Here is a 25,081-nt window from a genome sequence, read left to right as displayed (position 1 = left end):
CCCAATGCCCAATGCCCAATGCCCCATCCCCAATTCCCAATTCCCTAAAAATTTAAAATATCTAATGATTCTTCTATTTCTAAATCTAATATTCTTTGTTTTGTATCTTTCAAGGCTTCTAGCTTACCTTCTTTGCGATAGATATCTGCGGCTGTTTGAAAATCTTCAATTGCTTGCTGTTTTTCTGTTATTTCTAAACGAAGATTGGCGCGATTATAATAAGCATCTGCATAATTAGGGTTAAGTTGGATTGCTTGAGTATAATCTTCAATTGCTCCTTCTAAATCTCCTGAGTCAGAACGAGCATTACCACGGTTATAATAAGCATCTACATAATTAGGATTAATCTGTATTGCTTGGGTATAGTCTTCAATTGCTCCCTGAAAATCTCCTAAATCAGAACGAGCATTACCGCGATTATTATAAGCTACAGCATCTTGAGGATTAACTTTGATAGCTTGGGGAAATACTGGTGGAGTTCCTAATAAATAACGAGCAATACCACGATTTTTATAAACATCAGCATAATCGGGATTAATTTTAATGGCTTGGGTATAATCTTCAATGGCTCCTTGATTGTCTCCTATATGAGAACGAGCTTCAGCACGATTTTTATAAGCCACGGCCAGATTAGGATTAATTCTAATAGCTTGGGTATAATCATTAATTGCTTCTTCTAATCTGCCAATTTGATATAAAGCCAAACCTCGTTTATTGTAAGATTTAGCATCGTGAATATTTATCTGGATTGCTTGAGAATAATCTGCGATCGCCGCTTCATAATCGCCTATTTGATAGTAAGCTAAACCTCGTTTATAATATAATTCAGGGTGACTATGATTCACTTCTATAACTTGACTATAGCCAGCTATTGCATTTGTATATTCTGCTTTTTGGAAAAATCCATCAGCTAATTTTAGATAAAGCAAATTTAAATCTTCATCGCGAGAATGTAAATAACTCTCGATATCAGCTTGAAACCCAGATTTGAGCAATTGATTATTAGCTGGCTGAGGTAGAGTTTCTGGTTTTGGTAAATATTTATAAGTCGGTGGTTTTTGCCTCAAAGAATGATGATTGCTAGAAGATTGTAGCTGTTCTAAATAGTAAAATAAGCCACCACCATAAAGTAATTGATCTATGCCAAAAGATATTCTACCAGTCTTCAGCTTAATCATGCGGGTTGGGAGAAAGCCAGCTAAAAAAAGGTGATATTCAGATTGTGCTTCACTCACATCTTCTTGAATTAAAATGCAAACTACAACTGCATTTTTTTCAACTTCTTCAGAACTAATTGACCATCTAACTCTGTCAATACTACCGTGACGAGATTTAACTTCAATACCAATAGATGGGTCACAAGTCAAGGTAAAATCTATTTTACCATCGCCGCCGAATCGTTTTTCATAATCGACTTCAGTAATAAAATCAGCTAAGCGTTCCTTGACAACTTCTTCACCGAGTTTTCCTTTAAGATAGTTAATAAAAACATCACGAACTGGCAAAACACGCTTATATTTCTCAGCCATTTGCCAGCAAAATTCTCTTAGTGCCTTTAGCCTCTCTCCAGAAATTATAGTTAATTCACTATGTTGACCTTCTGTTTCACAATGAAGCAGACAACCAGATGTTAGCCTTTTGATAAAATCAGACTGTAGCGATCGCAGTAGCGTAATCCAGTCCATTTTGATTGCTGCGAATCTTTTGATGAGATTATTCTATTAAAATATTCATTTGGCGTAAACCTTTTAATTTGCTTGGGTGATGTTCCCAAAAACTGCTTAATCTTATATATTAAATCTTAATTTAAATTAATGCAATTACTTTTACACAAAGCGAGTGTATTACGACATATAGCAGTCAGATTTGATTAATGAACTGAACTGTATAGGCAGGCAAGAGGCAATAGGCAATAGGCAACAGGGTTATAAAAGAGTAAAGTGTACGGAATTTTGTTCAAAAATCAAATGAGATTGCTATATTAGCTTTTCGTCGTATATGACTGATTTTGGCAGTTGAATTTGAGTAGTAAATTATTGGTAGATTTGCCGGAGTTCTTCTAAGGTATTGACAGTTTTGATACTGGAGAGAATAGCATTTAATATCTCTATGTTTTGTATCTGGGAAATCTCTGGTAATATTGTTAACCCTTCGTTGCCAATGCCAAATTTAATCTCTAAAGTAATTTCAATACCTTTAAATAGTCCTTCTCTTATTCCCTGTCCAATACCCTTGCTTTGAGTAGTCTTGCGAATCTTGGTTGTAAGTTGAATTGTATAGTGCGAGTGCGATCGCTGGGAATAATACATGAAACATTAATTCGCCAATTACCAAATGTCCCAAAATCAAAACCCCAACCCAAACCCCCACTCCAGTCCCCCCTCCCCGCAAGCGAGGAGGGGGCTAAATTATTATTGTCAGTATTAATAACTTCATTCTGAATTCTGAATTCTGGGTTCTGAATTCTTAAGAACAACTAGTCAGGGCTGCACCACATTGATCTTCTCTTTTCAGCCAGCCCTTGATACCTTGATATTCTATGTGCGCCCAATCTCCGCGACAGCCTAACAATTGGACTGGCGTATTAGCAGGAATTCTTCCGATTGTTCGGCTTTGTTCGTTGCTATTGGCATAAATCTCTACGCCATTAGTACCATAGCCTTGAGTTGATAAACCTAAGTTTGGCACAAATACCCATCCAGTGCCTTGAAAACCATCACTAGGATTAGTAATCTGTACCCAATTTTTCACAGCAGCAACAACTTGAACTGTTTGATTAATCGGTATTTGCCCTAAAATTCTGTGCTTTGTACTTGCACCAGTTCGCACATTTAAACCTTGTGGATCTGTATCTGTGACATAGGCAAAAATATCACACTTTTGTAGTTTCTTGGATTCTGCTAAAGCTATTTGATTAGCTATACCATTATGGAGCATTACACTAATACAACTGAATGCCAATCCTAACGCTAACTTTTTTGTAAAATTGTTGACTTTTTTGGTCATATTTTTTCCAATTATTTGGCATCAGTAGTTAAATATGAGTTCTTTTACTATCTCATAAGGCAACCCCAATATAGCTAATGCGCGCTAAAAAAGCATAAAGCAAGAGTGCTTGTTGAGTGTTAACTGTGAACTGTCAACACTTTAACCAGAATAATTTATGTTTTTGGAGTTCACTTATTTGTGAGTAATCTCTCAAAACAGCAGTTATCTAAATAACTGCTGTGACAAACATCATATTATTTCATATCGTAGCCAAACAGGTTTGGGTCAACTTCTCCTAATTGCAACTGTGCCAAACCATACTCAGCCCAGCGTCTATCTACCATCGCCGCCACATCTGGATCTGATTCTAAAGTTGCGCCCCATTCATGATCTGTTTCCGGCGGAATCTTTGTGGTAGCGTCAATTCCCATACGTCCACCCAAGCCAATTTTTTCGCTGGCAAAATCCAAACTATCAAAGGGTGTGTTCGGTAAAATAAATACATCTCTTACTGGGTCAACTTTAGAACTAATTGCCCATACAACTTGACGCGGGTCGCGAATATTTATATCTTTATCCACGACAATGACAAATTTGGTGTAAGTAAATTGTGGTAAGGCACTCCAAAACGCCAAAGCCGCCCGTCTTGCTTGTCCCGGATATGCTTTGTCAATGGAAATAATCGCCGCTTTATAACTCAAAGCTTCCATTGGTAAGAAGAAATCGACGATTTCGGAGACTTGTTGCCGCAGAATAGGTGTATAGATGCGATTAAGTGCGATCGCCATCATCGCTTCTTCTTTGGGTGGACGACCGCTAAATGTTGTTAAGTAAATCGGATCTTTGCGGTGTGTCATGCAGTTGAAGCGAACCAACGGCGAATCCTCAACGCCACCGTAATAACCCATGTGGTCGCCAAAAGGCCCATCCGGCAAAACTTCCCCTGGTGTAATCGTTCCTTCTAAGACAAATTCTGAATCTGCGGGAACTTCCAAATCTACAGTTTTGCACTTAGCCAACTGCACACCCGAACCGCCATAAAGTCCGGCAAACAGCCACTCTGATAAATCTACAGGAATGGGCGTAGCTGCTGCCATGATAATTAAAGGATCTACACCAAGTGCGATCGCCACTTCTAATTTTTTCCCACGTTCAGCCGCTTTTCGCAAATGCCTCGCCCCACCCCGCACCGATAACCAATGAACCGTCATCGTATTTTTTGATTGTAGCTGCAAACGATACACTCCTACATTGGGCGTACCAGTCTCACAATCCTTGGTAATTACCAATCCCAGCGTGATAATCTTGCCAGCATCACCAGGATAAGGACGTATCAAAGGCAACTTATTTAAATCCAAATCATCGCCTTCAATCACAACTTGCTGACAAGCCGGGAAAAAATCCCGCCCCGGTTTCGCCTTCACCACATCAAACAAAACCTTACCAAAATCTATCGCCTGGGAAATCTTCTTCGGTGGTTTTGGTTGTTGCAGCATACTCAACTTTTTCCCCAGAGTTTCCAATTCCTCTGGATGCTGCATATTCATCGCCCAGCAAATTCTTTCCACAGTTCCCATCAAATTCACCGCCACCGGGAAAGAAGCACCTTTGACATTTTCAAACAACAACCCCGGCCCACCTTTCTGTAGCATCCGGTTAGAAATCTCAGCAATTTCTAAATCTGGGTCAACTAAAGCTGTAATTCGCCGTAATTGTCCTTTTTCTTCTAGAATTTTAATGAATCCCCGTAAGTCTCTGGCCATAGTTCTTGTAAAGCAGATTATTTAAGAAATGTGAAGCGCTTTCTTATATTATTAGTCATTCGGGGTGTTGGGTGATGACTGATGACTGATGACTGATGACTGGGAAATTATTATTCTTCCCTACCGCCCCATCTCCCTTGTCCCCCTTGTCTCCCTTGTCTCCCTTGTCCCCCACTCCCATCTAGCCTTTACTGTAAATTAACCTGTTTCTTAACTTTTCTTAACTAAGTTTTACAAACATTTTAGTTATCCTAACTGAGGATAGGCATTATTTTTGATAAATAAGCACTAACCTAATCAAACATGGCCAGAATAAACTATACCTTCCCGGCAGGCGGTCTTGTTATGTGACCCCTACTGGGTTTATTTGTTACAAGCTTTAGAACGACACAAATCCTTGTGCCTTCTACCCTCTGGTTTTCTTCGTAAAGGGTATACAGGAAATCATGGTTAACAGGTAATTTATGAATCAAGCTAATCACCATGTAGGAATTTCCCGATTGTTCAACATTATTATTGTTGTTGTATTAAGGCTAATTTCTTACTTTTTTATACTATTTTTAATTCAGCCCAAACTCTTACTTTATCCCTATGCTGACATTGGTGGCGTTCTTTATCCATTAACAAGATTGACCTTACCAGTATCAATATCGTAACAAGCGCCAACAATTTTGAGTTTGCCAGCATCGAGCAATTTTGCTAATATTCCTGAGCTTTCTTGTAATTTTTTCGCCTGATATTTAACATTGGCTTTAACTGCTTCATCACTAGTATTATCAGTTGTTAATTTTAGATTTGCTAAAGCAGGCTTGATACCTTCAACAACAAAACCAATTCTGCCAGGAAGTGGTTCGTTTTTAATTGCTTCTGCGACTGCACCGCATCTTTTATGACCTAAAACTACAATTAACTGCGAACCTAATACAGCTGTAGAATATTCCAAACTACCTATAGCCGTGTCACTGGCGACATTACCAGCCACTCGCACAACAAATAAATCTCCCAGCCCTTGATCGAAGACGATTTCCGCAGGTACTCTAGAATCTGCACAGCCTAATATAGCGGCAAATGGATACTGAGCTTTAGCAACTAATCGTAGATGTTCTAGTGTTTGATCGGGATATTTGCGTTGTTGATGAACAAATCTTTGATTACCATTAAGCAAGCGTCTAATAGCTTCATTAGGACTCACTGGATTAGGGTTAACTGAATGAACGTCAGCCGCCGCAGCTTGTTGTATATCCCAAAAGCGATGTCCAAAAGCAACAGCCCCAATACCCATTACACCTACGAATTTCAATAAATCACGTCGTCCTATGAATCCATTAATTTGACTCATCAATACTACCTGATAACATTATTCTTAATATCAGGAACATATCAGATACAAATAGAATGCAAGAGTACCCTTTTACACGGTTTAAGAGTTATTTAATAAAACAGAATTCAGAATTCAGTAGTCAGAATTCAGTAGTAAAACAAGTTTGATGCTTGGTGTTAAAACTAAGGTTGCGTACTTGAAAAACTAGAATTTGCTGCATTTAGGGAAAAATAGCTTTTTCTAAAGTACTTTTGACAAACTGATATACTTCTGGTTCATCTGAGGCTCTTGGCCCTGCAATATTCAGAGTTACTATTTTATATTTGGAGATAAATAATAATAATTCACTGACAGTATTTAAAGTGAATCCTTGACATATATGTATATAAGGTTTGTGATATTTTTGAGTTAATTGAGCAGTTAATAAAGTGCCAGCAAAAAGTTTTTCAGTGATAGAAAATATAATAGTTCCATCAGAGTCGCGGACATTCCATTCAGTGCGCTGGGAATATTCGGTCGATGGTGTTTCAGTGAGGTTATAACATATATGAATTACACCATCTTCTGCTTTACGCCCTTGAGGACACCAGCCTCCGTGAGGAACTTTATGAGCTATAGCCCAATCGAGAGCTGCGCGGTCTGCTCCTGTTTGGCCGCCAGAAACTATTTTTAAGTTCTTAGACATTTGGAAGTTTGATAAAATTTTGAAAATCAGTCAATTATGATTCTCTAGTTTAGATTGTGAATATGAGGGCGATCGCTATGATTTAGTTTTGATAATAATCTCACCTTTGTTGTTAATTTTTACCGGATTTTTAGGAAAAGCTTTATTATTCAAATAACGCATAAGTTTGAGTGTCCTGAAATGGCGATCGACTTGAGGAATTCCCTGCTTATCCATGCGAATGGGAATAATTTTACTTGATACCAAATTGCCAGATGAGTTGATTTTGACTTCTAAAATTAGCGAGTCGCCAGCTTGAGCATTTGTAGATAAAGTCCGATATCCTAAAAAATTTCCTAAAGAATAAGCTATGATTTTATTCTTATAGATTTCCATTGCTCTAGGAACGTGAGGCCCGTGTCCCAGTACTAAATCTGCTCCAGCATCAATCATTTTTCTGGCAAAATTAATTGAATTACCTCGATTTTCTCCATAAAAAAATTCTGTCTGATTTTTAACGTGTAATGCCTCCGTTCCTTCTGCTCCAGCGTGCATCGATACTATTACAATGTTGGCATTCTTTTTGGCTTGCGCTACAAGTTTTTCGGCTGCTACTAAATTATGGATAGAATTATACATTTCATAAGGAGAAAAACCAATCATTCCCACAGGAATATTGTTAGCTTTTAGATAGAGAATTTGATTTTTATGACCTAATGTAGCAATGCCCGCAGCCTCAAGATTCTTTTTTGTATCTTTGAACCCTACCAAACCAAAATCCATTGCATGATTATTTGCCATATTGAATACATTAAAACCAGCTTTAGCAAATAACTGGGCGTATGCAGGTGGAGAACGAAATGCAAAAACTTGTTCTCGATTAATATCTTTAGTAGTGTATGGATGATTAGTTAAACTACTTTCAAAGTTACCAAATAAGATATCAGATCCTTGTAAGTGAGTTCTCACAGATTTTGGTAAAAGTTGATCTTGAAAGCGGGGCAATCTGTAGTTAGGAAAATTAGTACCAGGAATAATATCTCCAACAGCTTTAATGGTGATAGTGCCTGCAAAGATTTGTTTTTTTAATGTTGGTTCCCTAAATTCAGGTATGGTCAATGGTAACAAGCCAGATTCAACAGGTGTAGTAGCAGCGTTTGTTCGCTGTGATTGCCCCAGCCGAATCACCACTCCCACGCCAATACCTAAATAAAAACATACACCAACAAAAGCGAACGAAACTGCTCGCCCCAAGCTTGTATCTGCCATCGTTCACTCCTCACACGATGGCATTAGTTTATCCTAAAAATCTGTGTTAGCAATGTATATTTTAGTGTTTTCTAACAAATATCAAGCTAAGTAATTACTGAAGTATGGTGATTCTCCCTCGAATGCAATATATCTGGTAACTATAGTTAAAAGAGAACAGGGAACGGCTTAGTACAGCTTTGCACAAGGTCGTGGCGAATTGAGAGTTTAAATTTAAACGCAAAGGTAAACGCAAAGGTAAACGCAAAGGGGTGCAGAGAATTAGCTACGAATTAATGAATGTTGTACTTAGTCAAAGCAAAGACTTGTGATTTTTAGTATGGCTTTAAGATAGTGTTTTGAACGGAGAGGGGGGGATTCGAACCCCCGTTGGGTTTCCCCAAAACGCATTTCGAGTGCGTCACCATGAACCGCTCGGACACCTCTCCAGATATTTATTTAGAGATTTGAAGTTTATTGACATTCAAATCTTGCAATGTTGGGGATAATGTTTAGCGCGTCCCCTTTGCTATTATAGCATTCAAATTATTCCAGCGATCGCTCAAATTCAGCTTTACAAAGCTATGTAGACATACACAGACATCACATTTCACAAAAGACTCAAAAGACTAATTAAAAAGGCTGAAGAATTTTATGCCATTCTCCAGCCTTTATGCTTTAGACCTTAGACTTTAAACAGTCGTGATGTCTTTTTCTTTTTCTGCCAATGATGCATCTATTTTGGCGATGTACTCATTGGTGAGTTTTTGCAAGTTGTCTTGCTGGTCTTTTGATTCATCTTTGGAGATTTCAGACGCCTTTTCCTGTTTGCGAATCGAGTCTAGAGCATCGCGACGGATGTTGCGAATGGCAACCCGACCTTCTTCAGCATACTTAGCGGCTGTTTTGACAAATTCTTTACGCCGATCGCTCGTCAAAGGCGGAATATTCAGCCGAATTACGCTACCATCATTACTTGGTGTTAAACCTACATCCGAAAGAGAAATTGCTTTCTCAATGATGTTTAAAGTGTTGCGCTCGTAAGGCTGAATCAGAATTGTTGAAGCATCTGGTGTGCTAATATTTGCCACTGATTTTAGGGGTGTCGGCGAACCGTAGTAGTCCACCAAGACTTTATCTAGTAAACTCGCATTGGCGCGACCAGTGCGAATTGTGTTAAATGCTCGTTGAGTCGCCTCAACAGTTTTTTGCATCGTACTCTCAGCTTCAGCTAATTTCACAAGAACCTCCCACAAGGGTGCCGATGGTTTCTCCCAGGACTGCTCGGTGGATGTTACCTCGCACCGTTAAGTCAAATACCAAAATTGGGATGTTATTTTCTTTACACAAGGCAATCGCAGTACTATCCATTACTCGCAAATCATGAGCCAAAACGTGCGTGTAGGTGAGGGTCTTATAACGCTTGGCGTTAGGATGAATTTGAGGATCGGCGTCGTAGATTCCATCTACCTTGGTGGCTTTAAAAATCACTTCAGCTTCAATTTCTGCGGCTCTTAATGCGGCAGTGGTGTCTGTGGTAAAGAAGGGATTTCCAGAACCAGCGCCAAAAATTACCACCCGCCCTTTTTCAAGATGACGGATGGCACGACGACGAATATACGGTTCCGCTAATTCTTGCATCGCGATCGCAGTTTGTACCCGCGTTTGCACTCCTATTCGCTCCAGCGAATCTTGCAGCGTCATGGCATTCATTACCGTGGCAATCATTCCTACATAGTCAGCGGTTGCCCTATCCATCCCCGCCGATGCTGCTTTGACGCCACGAAAAATATTGCCGCCGCCAACAACGATGGCGATTTGAGACCCAGTGGCTACCACCTCTGCTATTTCCTGGGCTATTTCTTTCACCACTTCTGGATCGATGCCATAGCCCATGTTGCCCATTAAAGCTTCACCGCTCAGTTTGAGTAAAACCCGTCGGTAATTCGTTCCCATGAAGTTACGCTTTATCAAAAAAGTTGCAATTGCCTCCAATTTAAGATAGCAGTTAGAGGGACTATCTATGTCTAGTTACGCCAAATCAATGTAGTACCTATTGGTTCTGTTTGTGGTATAGCTATTTCTTGACCAGCAAACAAACACCCGATCGCTGTTTTCAAATAAGTCTGTCCCACAAATGATGGATCTTGGGGGCGATCGTCAATTTGACCTTTGTAGCGTACTATGCCTGTACTATCTATCAAAAACGCCATTGGTGTTTTTATAGCCCCAAAACTGCGGGTCACATCTTGGGTTGAGTCCCACAAGTAAGGGAAATTCAACTCGTGACGCTGGGCAAAAGCTTTCATATTTTCAAAGGTTGACCCGGAGTCGCTACCATTCATCCCAATCAAGGTGAAACTTGAAAGAGCAAATTCCGCTTGAATCTTTTTAAGTCTGTCTACATACAACTCTACATAAGGACAGTGGTTACATATAAAAACCACGCCCACTGCACGGAACTTCTCAAGATAACGGCTAAGATGGTGTACTTGACCATCAATTCCTGGGAGTTCAAAATCTGGTGCGTAGCTGCCGATAGGAGTATCAATTGTTTCTAGTATATTCATCTTTTCTGGCTCGCAGGACTAGGAACAAGAAAAATATTGTGAAATTCAGCGTCAGTTTCCAGTTGCAAACCACCCCTTAGCCGATGCCTCATGTCCAACAATTTTATGAACCAACTTGGCGATCGTAAATTGTGAAACTACTGAATCTAGCACTGATACCAATTCCATCACTTTTATAATTGTTTTTTTTGTTGTATGTGTTACTTCCTTCACGCCAGGTATATTACCAAGTGTAAAGTATCACAAGTAGTATGGTTATCGAAGTTCAAGGATAGCATCACAGTCTAAATGTGTGCCAACATGGCGAAAATTTGATTGAGATCGGAGAAACTATGGTTCCTAATACTGACATAATCTAATTTGTGAGTAAATTAGCTTTACCAACAATACGAACACTGCCTATGCTCGATAAAACTATTAGCATAACGCTAGTATTAAATGCCTAGAAGTTTTTGTGTCGTATGTCTAAATTATCACTAGACCAAAAGATTTAATTTGAAAATCTGATAAATTTTAGGGACTTCCAAGTAAAAAAATATTCCATGAAAAGACTCTTAACTGTTAACCGTTAAGGTTTTACAGTCAACAGTCAATAGTCAACAGTCAACAGTCAACCACCATATGCCGTTGTTTATTTTTAGAATTTCCTGAGGCAAAATCAAAACAATTTTGCTTGATTTGAGTGCTAGAAATTTCATACCGTTGCGTTCATCGAATTCCCTATGACAATCTCAAGTTCAAACACAGCGTTTACGTCTACAAAAACCTGGATTTGGCAAGGTTTTAGTATTTGCTATCAATGCAGTGGAACCACTGGCCCAGCTGTCGTTCTGGTGCATGGATTTGGGGCTTCTTGGTGGCACTGGCGAAAAAATATTCCTGCATTAGCAGAGAATTGTCGTGTTTATGCCATTGATTTGATTGGCTTTGGTGCTTCAGCCAAACCCAAACCTGGTGAAAAAATTGCCTACACCTTAGAAACTTGGGGAGAGCAAGTGGCAGATTTTTGTCGCGAAGTGGTGGGTGAACCAGCTTTTTTAGTTGGAAATTCCATTGGCTGCATTGTAGCCATGCAAGCAGCGGTGAGTCAGCCAGATATTGCTTTGGGAGTTGCTTTGCTCAACTGTTCTCTAAGGTTGTTGCACGATCGCAAACGGGTAACTTTACCCTGGATTCGGCGTACAGGAGCGCCTTTACTGCAACGGGTATTGTCTATTAAACCAGTTGGTGAATTCTTTTTCAATCAAGTCGCCAAACCAAAAACAGTACGCAAAATTTTACTCAAAGCCTACGCCAACGCAGAAGTAGTTACAGATGAATTAGTAGATATTCTGACTGCTCCAGCCAGCGATCCTGGTGCTGTAGCTGTATTTCTAGCATTTACTTCTTATTCCACAGGGCCTTTACCAGAAGACCTTTTACCGTTGTTACCTTGTCCGGCAATTATTTTGTGGGGAGCAGCCGATCCTTGGGAACCTATTGAATTAGGTAGAGAATTAGCTAATTTTCCCCAAGTACAAAAGTTTATTCCTTTAGAAGGAGTGGGGCATTGTCCCCAAGATGAAGCACCAGAGTTAGTTAATCCGATTTTACAAGACTGGATTCGGGAGCGATCGCAGTTCCTAAACTCGGCAAAATTAGAAGCATAATTTTTGCCCAGCTACATCCAAAATATCCATAATCATTAATTTTATGTAGGGTGTGTTATGCCGTAGGCTAACGCACCTTGAATTTTTTATAAAAGAAAGAAAAGACAGGAGGCAAAGAGTAGAAGGGAGAAGGAAGAAAAAGGTATAAACCAAACCGAATTATGGGCAAAAAATTTAAAAAAATTTATACATTAAGTAAGCACCCATGCTGGCAAAATACCTTCATGGGTGCTAAATCAAAGCTGCATAACTAAGTTACACAACCAAAAAATAACCTAAGTTAGTCTTCATCGAATTCTTTCTTCTTGGCTTTGCCTTCATAGTAGAAGTCCTCACCTTTAGGGAACAAGTAGAAGTAACCTTTTTTGAAGTCTATGTCTCTATCTCTTTTACCACCAGTCAGAAGCTGTTGGTCTTCAGTGGATAAATCCACAAGTAAATAAGATTGGGTAGCTTGATTCAACATGATTAATGACCTCCCTTACAAATGTAGGTGTGTAGACATATATGGTTTCAACATAACTGTCACTCACCTATAGTTTTTTATAAACTTATTTTTTGATGATTTAATTGTCCTAAAGTTATAGATTCAGAACATTCAAATTTTAATATAAAATTCATCTCAAGTTATAAACATTATTTAATAAATTACTACTATCGGTTAATGAAATAATATTTATTTCATTAAACCTATAAAATAGTAAATTAATTTGATTTTTTAAATTATAAAAAACATAAAAACATTTTTACTTTTACATAAATGTGTAAAAGTAAAAATGTTTTTTAATAAACGATTTATTTGTTGGTAAATATTTTATTGAGAATATTTACAATAGGCTGATTGATGAGATTTGCCAAGGAACTAAAATTTGGTATGGAAAAATCTAAGTTTAGGGAAGATGCTAGGTTAAGTTGTGAGGTTATATATTTGGATTTTTGTGAAGAAACATCACCATTTGCAGTCATTAATAGGTTGCTTGCTGAAGTTTCAGTTTTAGCTTGCTGGAGTAAAAAATTACTTACACTTGGTATATTCTGTCCAGCCACTAGGCTTTCTTGTTCTTCTGGCGATAAATCTTGGAAAAATTGAGAATTGTCGGATTGGATATTTTCAGACATAGTTTTATTTGCTTAGCAGCTATTTTTTACAGTGATAAAAACTTTAAATGCTCTCCTTGCTGAGAGAGAAAAGTTTCAGGAGTACCTTGTATTTGCACCTGACCTTTATCTAGCATGACAATCCAGTCGGCTCGATTAATGACACTGGGACGATGGGTGATTAAGATTGTGCTTTTGCCTTGTCGGTATTCCAGGAGTCGGTCTAGTACGTGAGATTCGCTGACTGGATCGAGTCCGGCGGTTGCTTCGTCTAAAATGAGTACGGGTGGATTAGTGAGAATACCTCTAGCGATCGCTAATCTTTGTCTTTGTCCGCCAGAGAGATTCGCCCCAAATTCCCCCAAAACAGTTTGATATTGATTTGGAAGCTGACTGATAAACTCATCTGCATCTGCAATTTGACAAGCTTTGACAATTTCTTCAAAGGAAATGTAAGGCGTTCCTAAGCGGAAGTTTTCCAAAATCGACCGACTCCAGAAATGAGGTTCTTGGGGTACATAAACTACTTGTTGTCGCAAACAATCCAAGGAAAGGTCTTGAATGTTATAGAAGCCAATGCGAATATTGCCAGAGTTTAGCTGATATAAACCTGCAATCACTTTCGCCAGAGTACTTTTACCACAGCCTGATTTACCAATTAAAGCAGTTACTTTTCCCCCAGGAAGCTTGAGAGAAAAATCCTCTAATAAATCAACTCTTCCTGGGTGATGAAATTGCAAATGAGAACAGCGAATATCTGCATCTCCAGAAATTTGAGCAACTGGCTTTTGACTACCTCCAACTACTTCCGGCGTTGCATCAATAACTTCTAATAAACGAGACACTGCTGTGTGAGAGCGAAAGTATTCATCGATAAAGTTAATTAAAGAGTCAATTAAATTTAGGACATTCACCTGTAGGGCGTTAAAAGCCAGCATTTGACCGATGCTCAATTCTCCTTGAATTACCAAAATACTTCCTAACCCAAGTAAAATTACTCCGCCGAGAGTAGCCAAAAGTTTAGCAATTGTACCGTTAATAATTCCGATTTGGATAGTACTAAAAGTCAAATTTGCTAGACGACCAAAACGGCTTTGGAATTCATCCCAAAATTGCGGTGCAGCATTTGTGGTTTTAAGTACCTGCGCTCCCTTAAAAGTTTCTACCAAAATTCCTTGATTTTCCGCCCCCAAAACCAACAAATTTCGCGTTTTTTGTTGCAAGATGGGTAAAAAAGGTAAGGTAGATACAGTCATTAACCCTGCAAACAAAATAACTGCTAATGTTAGTTTCCAGCTATAAAATAACATCAAGCACAAAGATATCACTGCAATAAAAAACTGGCTGGGTAAAAGAACCACAATTTGCGATACCAACTGATTAATTTCATTGATATCTCTTAGTCGGCTACTGATTTCCCCACTGCGACGAGCTTCGTAATAATTGAGGGGTAACTGAAGAATTTTTCGCGCAAACTCCAAAACTAAGCCTAATTGCAGTCGTTGACCAAAATGAGCAATCATGGTGCTTTGTAATACTTGCAGACAACTGCTAAACAAGCTCATGACTACAACAGCTGAGACGACAACAGTAAGTAACTGAGTATCACCGCGTACAAGGACATCATCTGTAAGTAGTTGGATTAAAACCGGAGTACCTAAAGCCAGTAAACCCAGAACAATATTCAACGCTAAAACTTGAGTCAACAACCCACGATAAGGTAATATCCGGTGAAAAAAGCGTACTAAACCACCTTTTGCTTCTTCTTGGGGCTGCTGAAAAAAGCGGTCTGGATCTGGTTCGACTAATAACATTACCCCATTCCAAGCTGTGGTCAACTCTTCTCGGCTGACATAACGAATACCTACAGCTGGGTCTGCGATCGCATAATTTTTTCCCCGTTGGTCGTATAAAATAACCCAATGGTGACCACGCCAATGGATAATTGCTGGTAGTTGTATTTCTTTAATTTTGTCTACAATGGCAGGTGCAGCCTTAACTGCCCTAGCATTAAAACCTAGAGCCTCAGACCCACGTTTTAAACCCAGCAAAGTTGTACCTAACTGTCCAGTTCCAACTGCATCTCGACAGCGATTGATACTTAAAAAACGTCCATAATGTTTGCAAATTGCAGCCAAACATGCTGCTCCACAGTCCTCTTCACTTAACTGTAAAACACACTCGTAATTTTTACCGAGTTTAAATAAATTAAACATGTTAACCTTGACTGTTGATTGTTGACTGTTAACTGTTGACTGTTGACAGTCACCACTGACATTTTTCACCACTCAAATACAATTGCGATAAAAATATTATTCATTCTGACTCCTGAATTCTGAATTCTGACTCCTGAATTCTGACTTCTGACTTCTGACTTCTGAATTCTGAATTCTGACTCCTGACTTCTGACTCCTGACTCCTGACTTCAAAATTCTGTGATAAATCTGGCTTTTCTGAGAATGAATTGAAGTACAGTTTCTTGGCGAGAAATAATATCAGATCTACCTTCCATGCCAGATTTGAGATAACATTTGCGATCGCCTCTACCAACATATAGAGTTTGTGGTTCAATAGTTACTTCGTAGGCAACTACTTGGGCTACACTTGGATTTGCATTATTTTTGGCAATTGGTAGGGCGTCTGGGGCAATTGTTTTGACGCTACCGTTGAGAGTACCGTAGTCTGGATAGGGACAAGCAGAAACCTGCATTTTGACTTGTTGTCCTGGTTTGACTTTATCAATGTCATGAGCTGGTACGCTAGCTTTAATTAATAAAGGTGCATTGAGAGGAGCAATTTGAGCAATGGCTTCGCTTGGTTGGACTACTTGTCCGGGGTTGCGAAGATTTAATTCCAGCAGTGTTCCAGTGATTGGCGATCGCACTATACTTCGATTGAGGTCGATTTGGATCTGTTGCATTTCTTTAGTGTTGCGATCGATTTCCTTTTGAATTTCGAGGCGCTGCTGGAGTAGAGTTTCTCGTTCTTTTTTCAAAGCGGCTAAGGTAGCTTCTCCTCTGGCTTGTTCCTGCTTAATCCGTTCGGATGCAACAGTTACAGCAGAATAAGTAGGATTAATGGCGGTTTTGGCCTTTTGTAGGTTTGTTTCGGCCACCTTTAAGGCTTGTTCTTTTTCCTCTAGAATATTTTTGGCGTTGTCTTTAACTTGTTCTAGCTTTGCTTGAGCCGTTTTAATAGCTTGTTCTTTTTCCTCCTGGAGATTTTTAGCGTTGGCTTGAGCTTGTTCTAGTTTCGCTTCGGCAGATATAATTGCTTGTTCTTTTTCTTCAAATAGATTTTGAGAAACGGCTCCTGATGCTACTATTGGCTGTAAGCGATCGCGTTGCACCCTAGCTAAAGTCAAAGCAGCTTCCGCTTCTTGTACAGTGGCCGTCAAAACTTTTTCTCGTTGTAATCGTTCCCGTTGAACTTTGGCTAAAGTTAAAGCAGCTTTGGCTTCTTCAATAGCTGCTGTAAAGAATTTTTGTTGTTGCGATCGTTCTTGTTGCGCCTTTGCTAAAGTCAAGATTGCTTGTGCTTGTGCCATTTCAGCTGTAGCGATCGCTTGCCGATCTTCATAGTTGCGTTGCGTACCGTCTAATTGGGCTTGTGCAGCCATAATCGAGCGATTATTTAAACTTATCTGCGCCGCAATCTGAATTTCATTTTGACGCAGTTGAGCATCAATTTGAGTTAGTTGCAATTGACTTTGCCTAATATTACTTTCTAGTTGACTTTTTTGAGTCTGGAGATGGGAACCATCAATTTGAGCAATAACTTGTCCCTGAGTCACCGCTTGATTTTCCTGAACATTAATGTTTTGAACGCTTCCACTCATAGCAGACTGAACAACCCGTAATTCTCCCGCCGGTCGAATAGTTGCAGGAACTTTCACCGTAACGTTGTAATTTAAAACAGATGTTAAAGTCACCCCTACTACAAAAGTAGTCAGCAGAGCTCCCGCACCAATGCTAGTCCACTTGCTGATGCGGGGAAGAAATTCGTTAGCTTCAACTAAGTGGAGTTGTTCTGGTAATGGTTCGTTAAACCTATTCCAAGAATAGTTTTCTTTAGGGCGTGACAAACTCACGACATTACACCTTTTGTATGAATTAATACTTCAAAATCTGTAAACTCTTGATAAATGGAAAAAATCAAACATTTGAAACCAGATGGTGTATGCCCACAGTGTAAATGCGTCCTTCTACAAATCTGTTGCCTGTTTGCCGTTCACTGTTCCCTTTTAAAGACTACTAGAGTCTGTTTGATGAATTGTGCAAGACCCTTGCTGAGGAATTTATCGCTCAATTTTCAGCACTCAAGTAGCGATTACAAACTTTTACAAAATATTCAAACTCGAACGTATGTTGTCCATAGTAGGCAACACCATTTTCCATAATTGTTTATAATCAATGAAGGGGGAAGAAAAAGGCCTGTGCGATGCGCCAGAATCACCTTTTTCATATTTTTGACGCCCACAATGCGTTGATAAAATCAAGAAGAACGCTCAAACTCTCTCAAAGTCCTCACTTACATTGAGCGAGTCGTAGAAATCTTCTGTCCCCCTTTTATCTGCAAACGAAAATTGGAAAAATTTGTTTGTTTGCAGAGTCAATTTTTACAAAAGCTTTGGCATTATTGAGCCTTACAGCTACGAACTCTGGGAACTCCAAAAAATAAATTATGCAGGTTCCTGTCGTTGACTGTTGACTGTCAACCGTCAACAGCTAACAATCTTCTGTGCAATATTTTTTTACTTGGGAGTTACTCCTACATTTTAACTGCCAAAAAAAGAAGTAAAATGCAAAATTAATTCTTAATTATTGGCTGCTTCAAATATCAAATTCATCCATTTATTTCTAAATTTAGATATCCAGAACAGCTTGGCGTCACAGAGAATTTGGATGATAGTCCTGACTTAACAAAGTTGTTGATGATGGCGGGTCAAAAAATTTTGTGAAGTATTAGTAAGGTTATTTCTGTGGTCAGTAGAGAGGGCAGTTTTCCTTACTAGCTGACAAATACTTGTTGTACTTATCTCTGAAATCAAAGATTTTGGAGGCTAATAGTCTGTCCCAAAAGTTTTGAAAGGTTCGTAGTAAGCACTTTAGTGCTTATAAAATCAAGGACTAAAGTCCTGACTACGAACATTTTTATCCAGTAGAATCGATGGGACAGACTACTAACTTATGCAGTTTTCCCAAAGCTATTTAGACAGATTACAAGCTTATGCAAATGTGAAAACTTGAGAAAGCTCTGGAATCAGCAACTGATTCCAGTGCTTAATAACGAAGAAACTTGAGCGTTTATATTGCAGTTAATCGCTGTTACAAAAATTTGAGTAGACTGAAACCTGCAATATCAACTATTGGGATCAAAGTTCCAGATTTTGATATTGGAAAATAGTTGAAACATTGATTAGTTCTTGACTCTTAACTTTTTGACAGCCACTATTCTAATTAGCTGCTTTATCTCAAACGCTCTAGTTAAACAGATAATTGGGGTTACTTAGCGAAGCGTCTCAAAAGACGAGGTACACCTTCTCCTCCCAGGTTCAGAGTATCTTGCGCTCCAGTAATTAACCTACTCTTATTTGCTAGGGAATTAGAACTGCTACCTTGGGGGCCGGAACTAGTTGTTCCTTGTATAAATCCCTGGCTTTGACCGTAGATACTGCGACTATTTTCTGAATCAACGCCGCCGGCTAACAGCTGTTGTTGCTCATCAGATAAATCGAGTAACAACTCTGATGCAATTATTGGATATGACATGATTATTGGCCTCACTTACAAAATCAGGTGTTTCACCACCTAAGACCCAACTATAGGGATTGTTTGTCAGGATTTCATAAATCTTGAGACATAATTGAAAATTGCATTTTTGTTTCTCAAGGTAGATATAAAATCTTGTATTTCTTTTAGATATGAGAATGCGCTAGAGCAGGTATGGTCAATATTTGGCGTTTTTGAAAAGATTTGGAATATTTGCACACATATTAATGCCTTATGCCTTATTCATGACCTCAAGAAATAATCTCCCTGCCTAAGTCCTTGAAATAATGGGATGATTGGGATTGATACTCAGTTGCACTCAAATAAAGTACTCTCACTCCCCACTTCCAGTTAAAGTTATTTTTTCGCTAAACAGACTCTACAACAGAAGTGCCAAAACGATAACCTTTGCCATAAACTGTGTGAATCAGCGTACTTTCTTTACCTACCTCAATCTTACGCCGTAGCAAACGAATTAATGCAGCTATGACGTTGCTACTGGGTTGTTCTTCTTCTGGCCACAAAGTTTGCATAATCTGGGAATGAGTCAGCAGCTGTCCGGTATGTTCCATAAAATATTGCAATAACTGACTTTCTTTTTGGGAAAGTTCAATTATTCGTCCTTGGCGATAGGCTACTTGGTTTTCACAATCGAGTTCTAAATCAGCTACAGTCAAGCGTCCGGTGGTGGTTTCGTATGTTTGGGAACCAGAACGACGCAACAAAGCCCTGACTCTCGCTAGCAATTCTCGCAGTTCAAAAGGTTTGACTAAATAGTCGTCTGCACCAGCATCTAAACCTTCTACACGGTCATCTAGGGTATCTTTGGCTGTAAGAAATAGCACAGGAGTTGTTTTGCCTTGGCGTCGCAATTCCTGACAAATTTGTAACCCTGTTTTTCCTGGCAGCATCCAATCTAAAATTAGCAGATCGTAGTTACCGACTCGTGCGCGATCGCTACCGCTTGTACCATCATAAGCGGCATCCACAGTATAACCCTCACGAGTTAACAAGCGACTCAATGGTTGAGTTAATTCAACTTCATCATCAACTAATAAAATTCTCATGCTGCTTGTGGTAAGCATATAGAGATATTCTCAATGTTATTCAACCGCAAATACGCAGGATACGAAGAAAAATAATGCTGACTGTTGCATTACCAAAAGGGGAACTTCTTAAACATAGCATCCGATTGCTACAAGCTGTAGGGTTGGATTTCAGTGCTTTTTTAGATTCGGGAAATCGCCAACTGCAAATTCCTGATGCCAAGGGACTGGCAAAAGGGCTATTGGTGCGGGCGCAGGATGTACCTGTTTATGTAGAATATGGTCAAGCACAACTGGGTATTGTTGGTTACGATGTGCTGCGGGAGAAACAGCCGCAAGTTGCCCACTTAGTGGATTTGCAGTTTGGATATTGTCGGATGTCCGTGGCGGTAAAAGCATCGAGTTCTTACCGATCGCCCCTAGATCTGCCACCACATGGTAGAGTTGCCTCAAAATATGTCAATTGCGCTCGTGAATATTTCCAAAGTCTCGATTTACCTGTAGAAATAGTGCCGCTATATGGTTCAGTAGAACTAGGGCCAATTACTGGGATGTCAGAAGCGATCGTGGATTTAGTTTCCACAGGGCGGACTTTACGCGAAAATGGTTTGATTGAAATCGCTACTCTGTATGAAAGTACGGGGCGATTAATAGCCCATCCCCTGAGTTACCGTCTCAATACTGGCAATTTGAGTGATGTGATTAGTAAGGTGCGGGAGACTGTTTTGTTAGGGGTTTAATAGTCATTAGTCATTGGTCATTAATGACAAAATTCAAGATTTGTGCTGCGTTAGGACTAACGTCCATAACGCACGATTCTTCAGTAAACTTTTACTAGCGATCGCGCCACCCCAACTCAAAGATATTGCCATCAAAATTTGATAAACACAAATGCACAAGCCGAAACAGATGAAATCAGGAAACCCCAAGCAAGTCCTGAGTAACGGCGAATAGCATTAGCTTTAAACAAAGTAATCGCCGCAGTTATACAAGCGCCCAAAAAGCAAATTAAATAAGTTTTAGACCATACGATAACTGCCATTACCTGAATATCAGCGATTACGCTAGGAACGACAACTGCGGTAGGGCTGGGTTTATTGTTTAACAGATCCAAAAAGGTTAAAAATAGAAGGATCGCTGGTATGAAAAGCGATCCGATAATTGCAATCTTTCGGTATCCTCGTACAGTCCGACAACGAGTGAATGAGATTATAACTGAGCATAAACCTACAAAATTTACGATAGCCCAAACGCTTAAGATAATTAAAAAGATTATTCCCATAGATAATACAAGTAGATAAAGGTACACCTGTTAGTCATCAGATTTCAAGGTTATTTGCCAAATATCAGTACGTCAATGCTTATATTTTTTTTTACTTTTATTTGTTGAGTATGATATCTTCTCGAAAAGTATTCTTTATACAGCAGATTTCGGCTTTGTGAGGTAAATGAATACCCCACCCGCGAAGACAGCGCACTATAATCTGCAACAAGCGAATCTTTTTATGCATATAAATGTGTATTTGTAAATAATATCAGTCCAAAATTTGTTTACACTGGGATTATGGCGATCGCGAAAGTCGGCGGCGTAAACACAATAGCTGACTGCTGGGCATGGCTTTTCTCAAATGTGAATCTAGCTTTTAAAAAAAGGCCTTATGCCTTGTTCTCAAAACTTCGCTGAATAACCAGAAGCACACAGATAGTTAACTAATGTTAAAAAGAGTTAATCTATTTGTGAAGTAGTTACGCTGCTGACTGAATATCATAATTGAGATTTTTTAATAAAAGTTAATGAATATTGGAGACACAACTAGAGAACAGGCGAGGCTAGAAGCCTTGCGTCAGTATCAAATTCTTGATACTGAACCTGAAGAGGCCTACGATAATCTCGCTCAGTTAGCCGCTTTTATTTGTAATACTCCTATATCTTTAGTAAATTTTATTGATGAAAAGCGTCAATGGTTTAAGGCAAAAGTCGGTTTAGATGTATCAGAAATGCCCCGCAGTGTTGGGTTATCTTACCTTTGCCAACAGCAGCGTAGCGTTGTTGTGGTTCCAGATACCCTGGCTGATGAAAACTTGGCGCAGAACGCGGTAGTAGTTGGCTATCCCTATGTGCGTTTTTATGCTGGCGTGCCTTTAATCACTCCCAAGGGGGATATGTTGGGGACTCTGTGCGTCATTGACCAAGTTCCCAAACAATTAAATGAAAAACAAATTCAGGCGTTGATGGCTCTGAGTCGCCTAGTGATTGACCAGCTCGAACTCAGGCGTCATATAGCTGAGGTATCTAAAATTACTGAGAAACTAATAACGCAGGAACAAACAGCAAGAGCAGAATCAGAAGCAGCTAGAACCCGGATTAATAATTTGCTTGAAAGTATCACTGATGCCTTTTTTGCCCTGGATAAAGAATGGCGATTTACCTATGTTAATGGTCAAGCAGAACAGCTGTTGCAAAAAACCCAAAATCAGCTTTTAGGTAAAAATATTTGGAAAGTTTTTCCCAGAATTATTGGTACAACATTTGAAAAGCAGTATCGTCAGGCAGTAGCACAACAAGTAAGTGTGGAATTTGAGGAATTTTATCCACCCCTCAACGGCTGGTTTCAAGTTCATGTCTATCCAGGAAAAGACGGCTTATCGGTTTATTTTCAAGACATTACTGAACGACGCCAAACAGCACAAGCACTTCGAGAAAGTGAAGAACGTTGGCAATTAGCATTGCATGGAAATAACGATGGTATTTGGGATTGGAACCTCAAGACAAATGAAGTGTTTTTCTCAACTCGCTGGAAGCAAATTTTGGGTTATGAAGACCAGGAAATTTTTAATTGTTGGGATGAATGGACAAAATTAATTCATCCTGATGAGCGAGATTTAGTACTTGAAACCTTCCAGGATCACTTTGCCAAGAAAACACCATTTTATGTTTGTGAGTATCGAGTCCAATGCCAAGACGGTAGCTATAAATGGATTTTAGATCGAGGACAAGCGCTTTGGGACGCATTAGGTGATGTAGTGCGGATGGTCGGTTCTTATACTGATATTACAGATCGCAAGCAAACAGAAGAGGAATTAAAGCGGCAAAATTTACGATCGCAATTATTTTCCGAAATTACTGTTAAAATCCGAGAATCTTTACAAGTCGATGAAATTCTCCAAACCACTGTTACTGAAGTCCAAAAACTACTGCAAGCTGACCGAGTTTTAATTTTTCAACTTTGCCCTGACGGTTCGGGAACAGTGGTACAAGAAGCTGTACTACCTGGATGGCCGGTAATTCTGGGGAAAAATATTATCGACCCCTGTTTTAAAGAAGAATACCTCGAAAGATATCGCCAAGGAAGAATCAGTGCCATTGAAGACATTCAAACTGCGTATATTCAACCTTGCCATCGAGAATTTCTAGAGCAGTTTGCCGTCAAAGCAAACCTTGTAGTGCCCGTTATTGTCAGAGAAAACATTTGGGGTTTATTGCTAGCTCACCAATGTGCAGCACCTCGAAAGTGGAATAACTTTGAGACAGAATTGTTACAACAACTCGCCAACCAAATTGGCCTTGCTGTATCTCAGGCACAACTATTACAACAACAAACCTGCCAAAGTCAAGAACTGGCGCGTTCCAACGCCGAATTAGAACAATTTGCCTACGTAGCTTCCCATGACTTGCAAGAGCCATTGCGGATGGTAACCAGTTATCTACAATTGCTTGAACGAAGATACAAAAATCAACTCGATACTAATGCCGACGAGTTTATCAACTACGCAGTAGATGGCGCGCGGCGGATGCAGACACTAATTAATGATTTGTTGAATTACTCCCGCGTCAGCACCCGCGGACAGCCCTTTAAACAAGTTGATTGCAATGCGGCTGTTAAACAAGCGATGACAAATCTGCAAATAGCGATCGCTGACAGTAAAGCAATTATCACCCAAGATAGTTTACCTGAGATTGTCGCTGATGCCACCCAATTAACACAAGTATTTCAAAACCTCATCGGTAACGCCATTAAATTTTGTCAAAATCAGCAACCGCGAATTCACATTGGGGTAGGGAATAGGGAGTCAGGAGACAAGGGAGAGGGGGGAGACAAGGGAGAGGGGGGAGACAAGGGAGAGTGGGGAGACAAGGGAGAGTGGGGAGACAAGGGAGAGTGGGGAGAAAATTCTGCCTTGTCCCCCTTGTCCCCCTTGTCTGCCTTGTCCCCCTTGTCCCCCTTGTCTGCCTTGTCCCCCTTGTCCCCCTTGTCCCCCGCGTCTTCTTCATCTGCCAACGAATATGTCTTCTGGGTACAAGATAATGGCATTGGTATAGAACCCCAATATGCTGAGCGTATTTTTATAATTTTTCAACGCTTGCACACCAGAGATAAGTATTCGGGTACTGGTATTGGTCTGGCAATTTGTAAGAAAATTATAGAACGTCACGGTGGGCGTATCTGGGTTGAATCGAAACCGGGTCAAGGCTCGACTTTCTACTTCACAATTCCAGATAAAAGCTACTAAGCAATCGTAAACATGCAAACGCTTATGCCTATTGAGGTTTTGTTAGTAGAGGACAATCCTGGGGATGCCCAACTGACACGCATAGCCTTAGAAGATAGCAAAATCTCGATTCACCTGAACGTGGTAGAAGATGGTGTCGAAGCAATGGCATTCTTACGAAAACAAGGAAAATATGTTGAAGCAGCCCATCCAGATATTGTACTGCTGGATTTGAATCTTCCTAAAAAAGATGGCCGGGAAGTATTGGCAGAAATTAAAGTAGATGATAACCTCAAGCGCATTCCTGTAGTGGTTTTGACGACTTCCCAAGCCGAAGAAGATATCCTCAAAGCTTATAATCTGTCTGCAAACTGTTACATAACTAAGCCAGTAGACTTCGATCAATTCGTTAAAATTGTAAAATCAATCGAAAATTTTTGGTTTGCGATCGTAAAACTGCCACCGGAGTGAT

The 25,081-nt window shown here is 39.6% G+C and carries 21 protein-coding genes and 1 tRNA gene; 4 read left to right on the top strand and 18 right to left on the bottom strand.

Annotated features, from left to right (window positions below):
• Positions 1-44: 44 nt before the first annotated feature.
• The 11 genes from VF06_RS19020 to VF06_RS18970 form a co-directional block, all read right to left on the bottom strand.
• Complete coding sequence (locus VF06_RS19020) at positions 45-1,685, bottom strand: tetratricopeptide repeat protein (RefSeq protein ID WP_099068757.1); 1,641 nt, start codon at positions 1,683-1,685, stop codon at positions 45-47.
• A gap of 348 nt (positions 1,686-2,033) precedes the next feature.
• A complete protein-coding gene (locus VF06_RS19015) occupies positions 2,034-2,309 on the bottom strand; it encodes a hypothetical protein (protein ID WP_244918004.1) in 276 nt (91 codons plus the stop codon).
• A gap of 157 nt (positions 2,310-2,466) precedes the next feature.
• The gene (locus tag VF06_RS19010) at positions 2,467-3,006 is read right to left on the bottom strand and encodes an SH3 domain-containing protein (protein WP_099068756.1); all 540 of its coding nucleotides are present in this window, start codon (positions 3,004-3,006) and stop codon (positions 2,467-2,469) included.
• A 236-nt stretch (positions 3,007-3,242) separates the two neighbouring features.
• Entirely contained in the window at positions 3,243-4,751 is a 1,509-nt protein-coding gene (locus VF06_RS19005) for a UbiD family decarboxylase (protein WP_099068755.1), read from the bottom strand.
• Between the two features lie 613 nt (positions 4,752-5,364).
• Positions 5,365-6,090, bottom strand: coding sequence for a carbonic anhydrase (locus VF06_RS19000; protein WP_099068754.1), 726 nt, complete (start codon positions 6,088-6,090; stop codon positions 5,365-5,367).
• A gap of 202 nt (positions 6,091-6,292) precedes the next feature.
• On the bottom strand, positions 6,293-6,757 hold the full coding sequence (locus tag VF06_RS18995) for a putative molybdenum carrier protein (RefSeq protein ID WP_099068753.1): 465 nt from the start codon (positions 6,755-6,757) through the stop codon (positions 6,293-6,295).
• Positions 6,758-6,832: 75 nt separating this feature from the next.
• On the bottom strand, positions 6,833-8,005 hold the full coding sequence (locus tag VF06_RS18990; RefSeq protein WP_099068752.1) for a CapA family protein: 1,173 nt from the start codon (positions 8,003-8,005) through the stop codon (positions 6,833-6,835).
• A gap of 343 nt (positions 8,006-8,348) precedes the next feature.
• Positions 8,349-8,433, bottom strand: a tRNA-Ser gene (locus VF06_RS18985).
• A 243-nt stretch (positions 8,434-8,676) separates the two neighbouring features.
• Positions 8,677-9,225, bottom strand: coding sequence for a ribosome recycling factor (gene frr, locus VF06_RS18980; RefSeq protein WP_099068751.1), 549 nt, complete (start codon positions 9,223-9,225; stop codon positions 8,677-8,679).
• Entirely contained in the window at positions 9,212-9,940 is a 729-nt protein-coding gene (gene pyrH / locus VF06_RS18975) for a UMP kinase (RefSeq protein WP_099068750.1), read from the bottom strand. Before pyrH ends, frr begins: the two co-directional genes overlap by 14 nt.
• A gap of 71 nt (positions 9,941-10,011) precedes the next feature.
• Positions 10,012-10,554 (bottom strand): thioredoxin family protein, encoded by a 543-nt coding sequence (locus VF06_RS18970; RefSeq protein ID WP_099068749.1) that lies wholly within the window; start codon positions 10,552-10,554, stop codon positions 10,012-10,014.
• A 722-nt stretch (positions 10,555-11,276) separates the two neighbouring features.
• On the opposite strand from VF06_RS18970, the gene VF06_RS18965 reads away from it, so the two are divergent.
• A complete protein-coding gene (locus VF06_RS18965; protein ID WP_099068748.1) occupies positions 11,277-12,203 on the top strand; it encodes an alpha/beta fold hydrolase in 927 nt (308 codons plus the stop codon).
• Positions 12,204-12,483: 280 nt separating this feature from the next.
• On the opposite strand, the gene VF06_RS18960 is transcribed toward VF06_RS18965, so the two are convergent.
• The 6 genes from VF06_RS18960 to rppA form a co-directional block, all read right to left on the bottom strand.
• Positions 12,484-12,669 carry a hypothetical protein gene (locus tag VF06_RS18960; protein ID WP_099068747.1) on the bottom strand — a complete coding sequence of 62 codons (186 nt, stop codon included), beginning with the start codon at positions 12,667-12,669 and terminating at the stop codon, positions 12,484-12,486.
• A gap of 329 nt (positions 12,670-12,998) precedes the next feature.
• On the bottom strand, positions 12,999-13,322 hold the full coding sequence (locus VF06_RS18955; protein ID WP_099068746.1) for a hypothetical protein: 324 nt from the start codon (positions 13,320-13,322) through the stop codon (positions 12,999-13,001).
• A 26-nt stretch (positions 13,323-13,348) separates the two neighbouring features.
• Positions 13,349-15,517 (bottom strand): peptidase domain-containing ABC transporter, encoded by a 2,169-nt coding sequence (locus VF06_RS18950; RefSeq protein WP_099068787.1) that lies wholly within the window; start codon positions 15,515-15,517, stop codon positions 13,349-13,351.
• A gap of 209 nt (positions 15,518-15,726) precedes the next feature.
• Positions 15,727-17,391 (bottom strand): beta-barrel domain-containing protein, encoded by a 1,665-nt coding sequence (locus VF06_RS18945; protein ID WP_099068745.1) that lies wholly within the window; start codon positions 17,389-17,391, stop codon positions 15,727-15,729.
• Between the two features lie 1,414 nt (positions 17,392-18,805).
• Positions 18,806-19,072, bottom strand: coding sequence for a CTB family bacteriocin (locus VF06_RS18940; protein WP_099068744.1), 267 nt, complete (start codon positions 19,070-19,072; stop codon positions 18,806-18,808).
• Between the two features lie 368 nt (positions 19,073-19,440).
• Positions 19,441-20,139, bottom strand: a complete 699-nt coding sequence (rppA, locus tag VF06_RS18935; RefSeq protein WP_099068743.1) for a two-component system response regulator RppA — start codon at positions 20,137-20,139, stop codon at positions 19,441-19,443.
• Between the two features lie 74 nt (positions 20,140-20,213).
• Here rppA and hisG point away from each other — a divergent pair, with 74 nt between their 5' ends.
• Positions 20,214-20,858: an ATP phosphoribosyltransferase gene (gene hisG / locus VF06_RS18930; protein ID WP_099068742.1), complete on the top strand. Its 645-nt coding sequence runs from the start codon at positions 20,214-20,216 to the stop codon at positions 20,856-20,858.
• A 131-nt stretch (positions 20,859-20,989) separates the two neighbouring features.
• Here the strand turns inward: hisG and VF06_RS40980 are convergent, their stop codons facing one another.
• A complete protein-coding gene (locus tag VF06_RS40980) occupies positions 20,990-21,160 on the bottom strand; it encodes a hypothetical protein (RefSeq protein ID WP_180267345.1) in 171 nt (56 codons plus the stop codon).
• A gap of 752 nt (positions 21,161-21,912) precedes the next feature.
• Between VF06_RS40980 and VF06_RS18925 the strand changes: the two genes are divergently transcribed.
• Both VF06_RS18925 and VF06_RS18920 read left to right on the top strand, forming a co-directional pair.
• Positions 21,913-24,630: a GAF domain-containing protein gene (locus VF06_RS18925; protein WP_099068740.1), complete on the top strand. Its 2,718-nt coding sequence runs from the start codon at positions 21,913-21,915 to the stop codon at positions 24,628-24,630.
• Between the two features lie 24 nt (positions 24,631-24,654).
• Entirely contained in the window at positions 24,655-25,080 is a 426-nt protein-coding gene (locus tag VF06_RS18920; RefSeq protein WP_371411846.1) for a response regulator, read from the top strand.
• Position 25,081: the final 1 nt, after the last annotated feature.

Source organism: Nostoc linckia z4 (assembly GCF_002608075.1).
Lineage (GTDB): Bacteria > Cyanobacteriota > Cyanobacteriia > Cyanobacteriales > Nostocaceae > Nostoc > Nostoc linckia.
The sequence above is the reverse complement of the archived record's forward strand: the minus strand, read 5'-3'. Positions and strand labels throughout refer to the sequence as shown.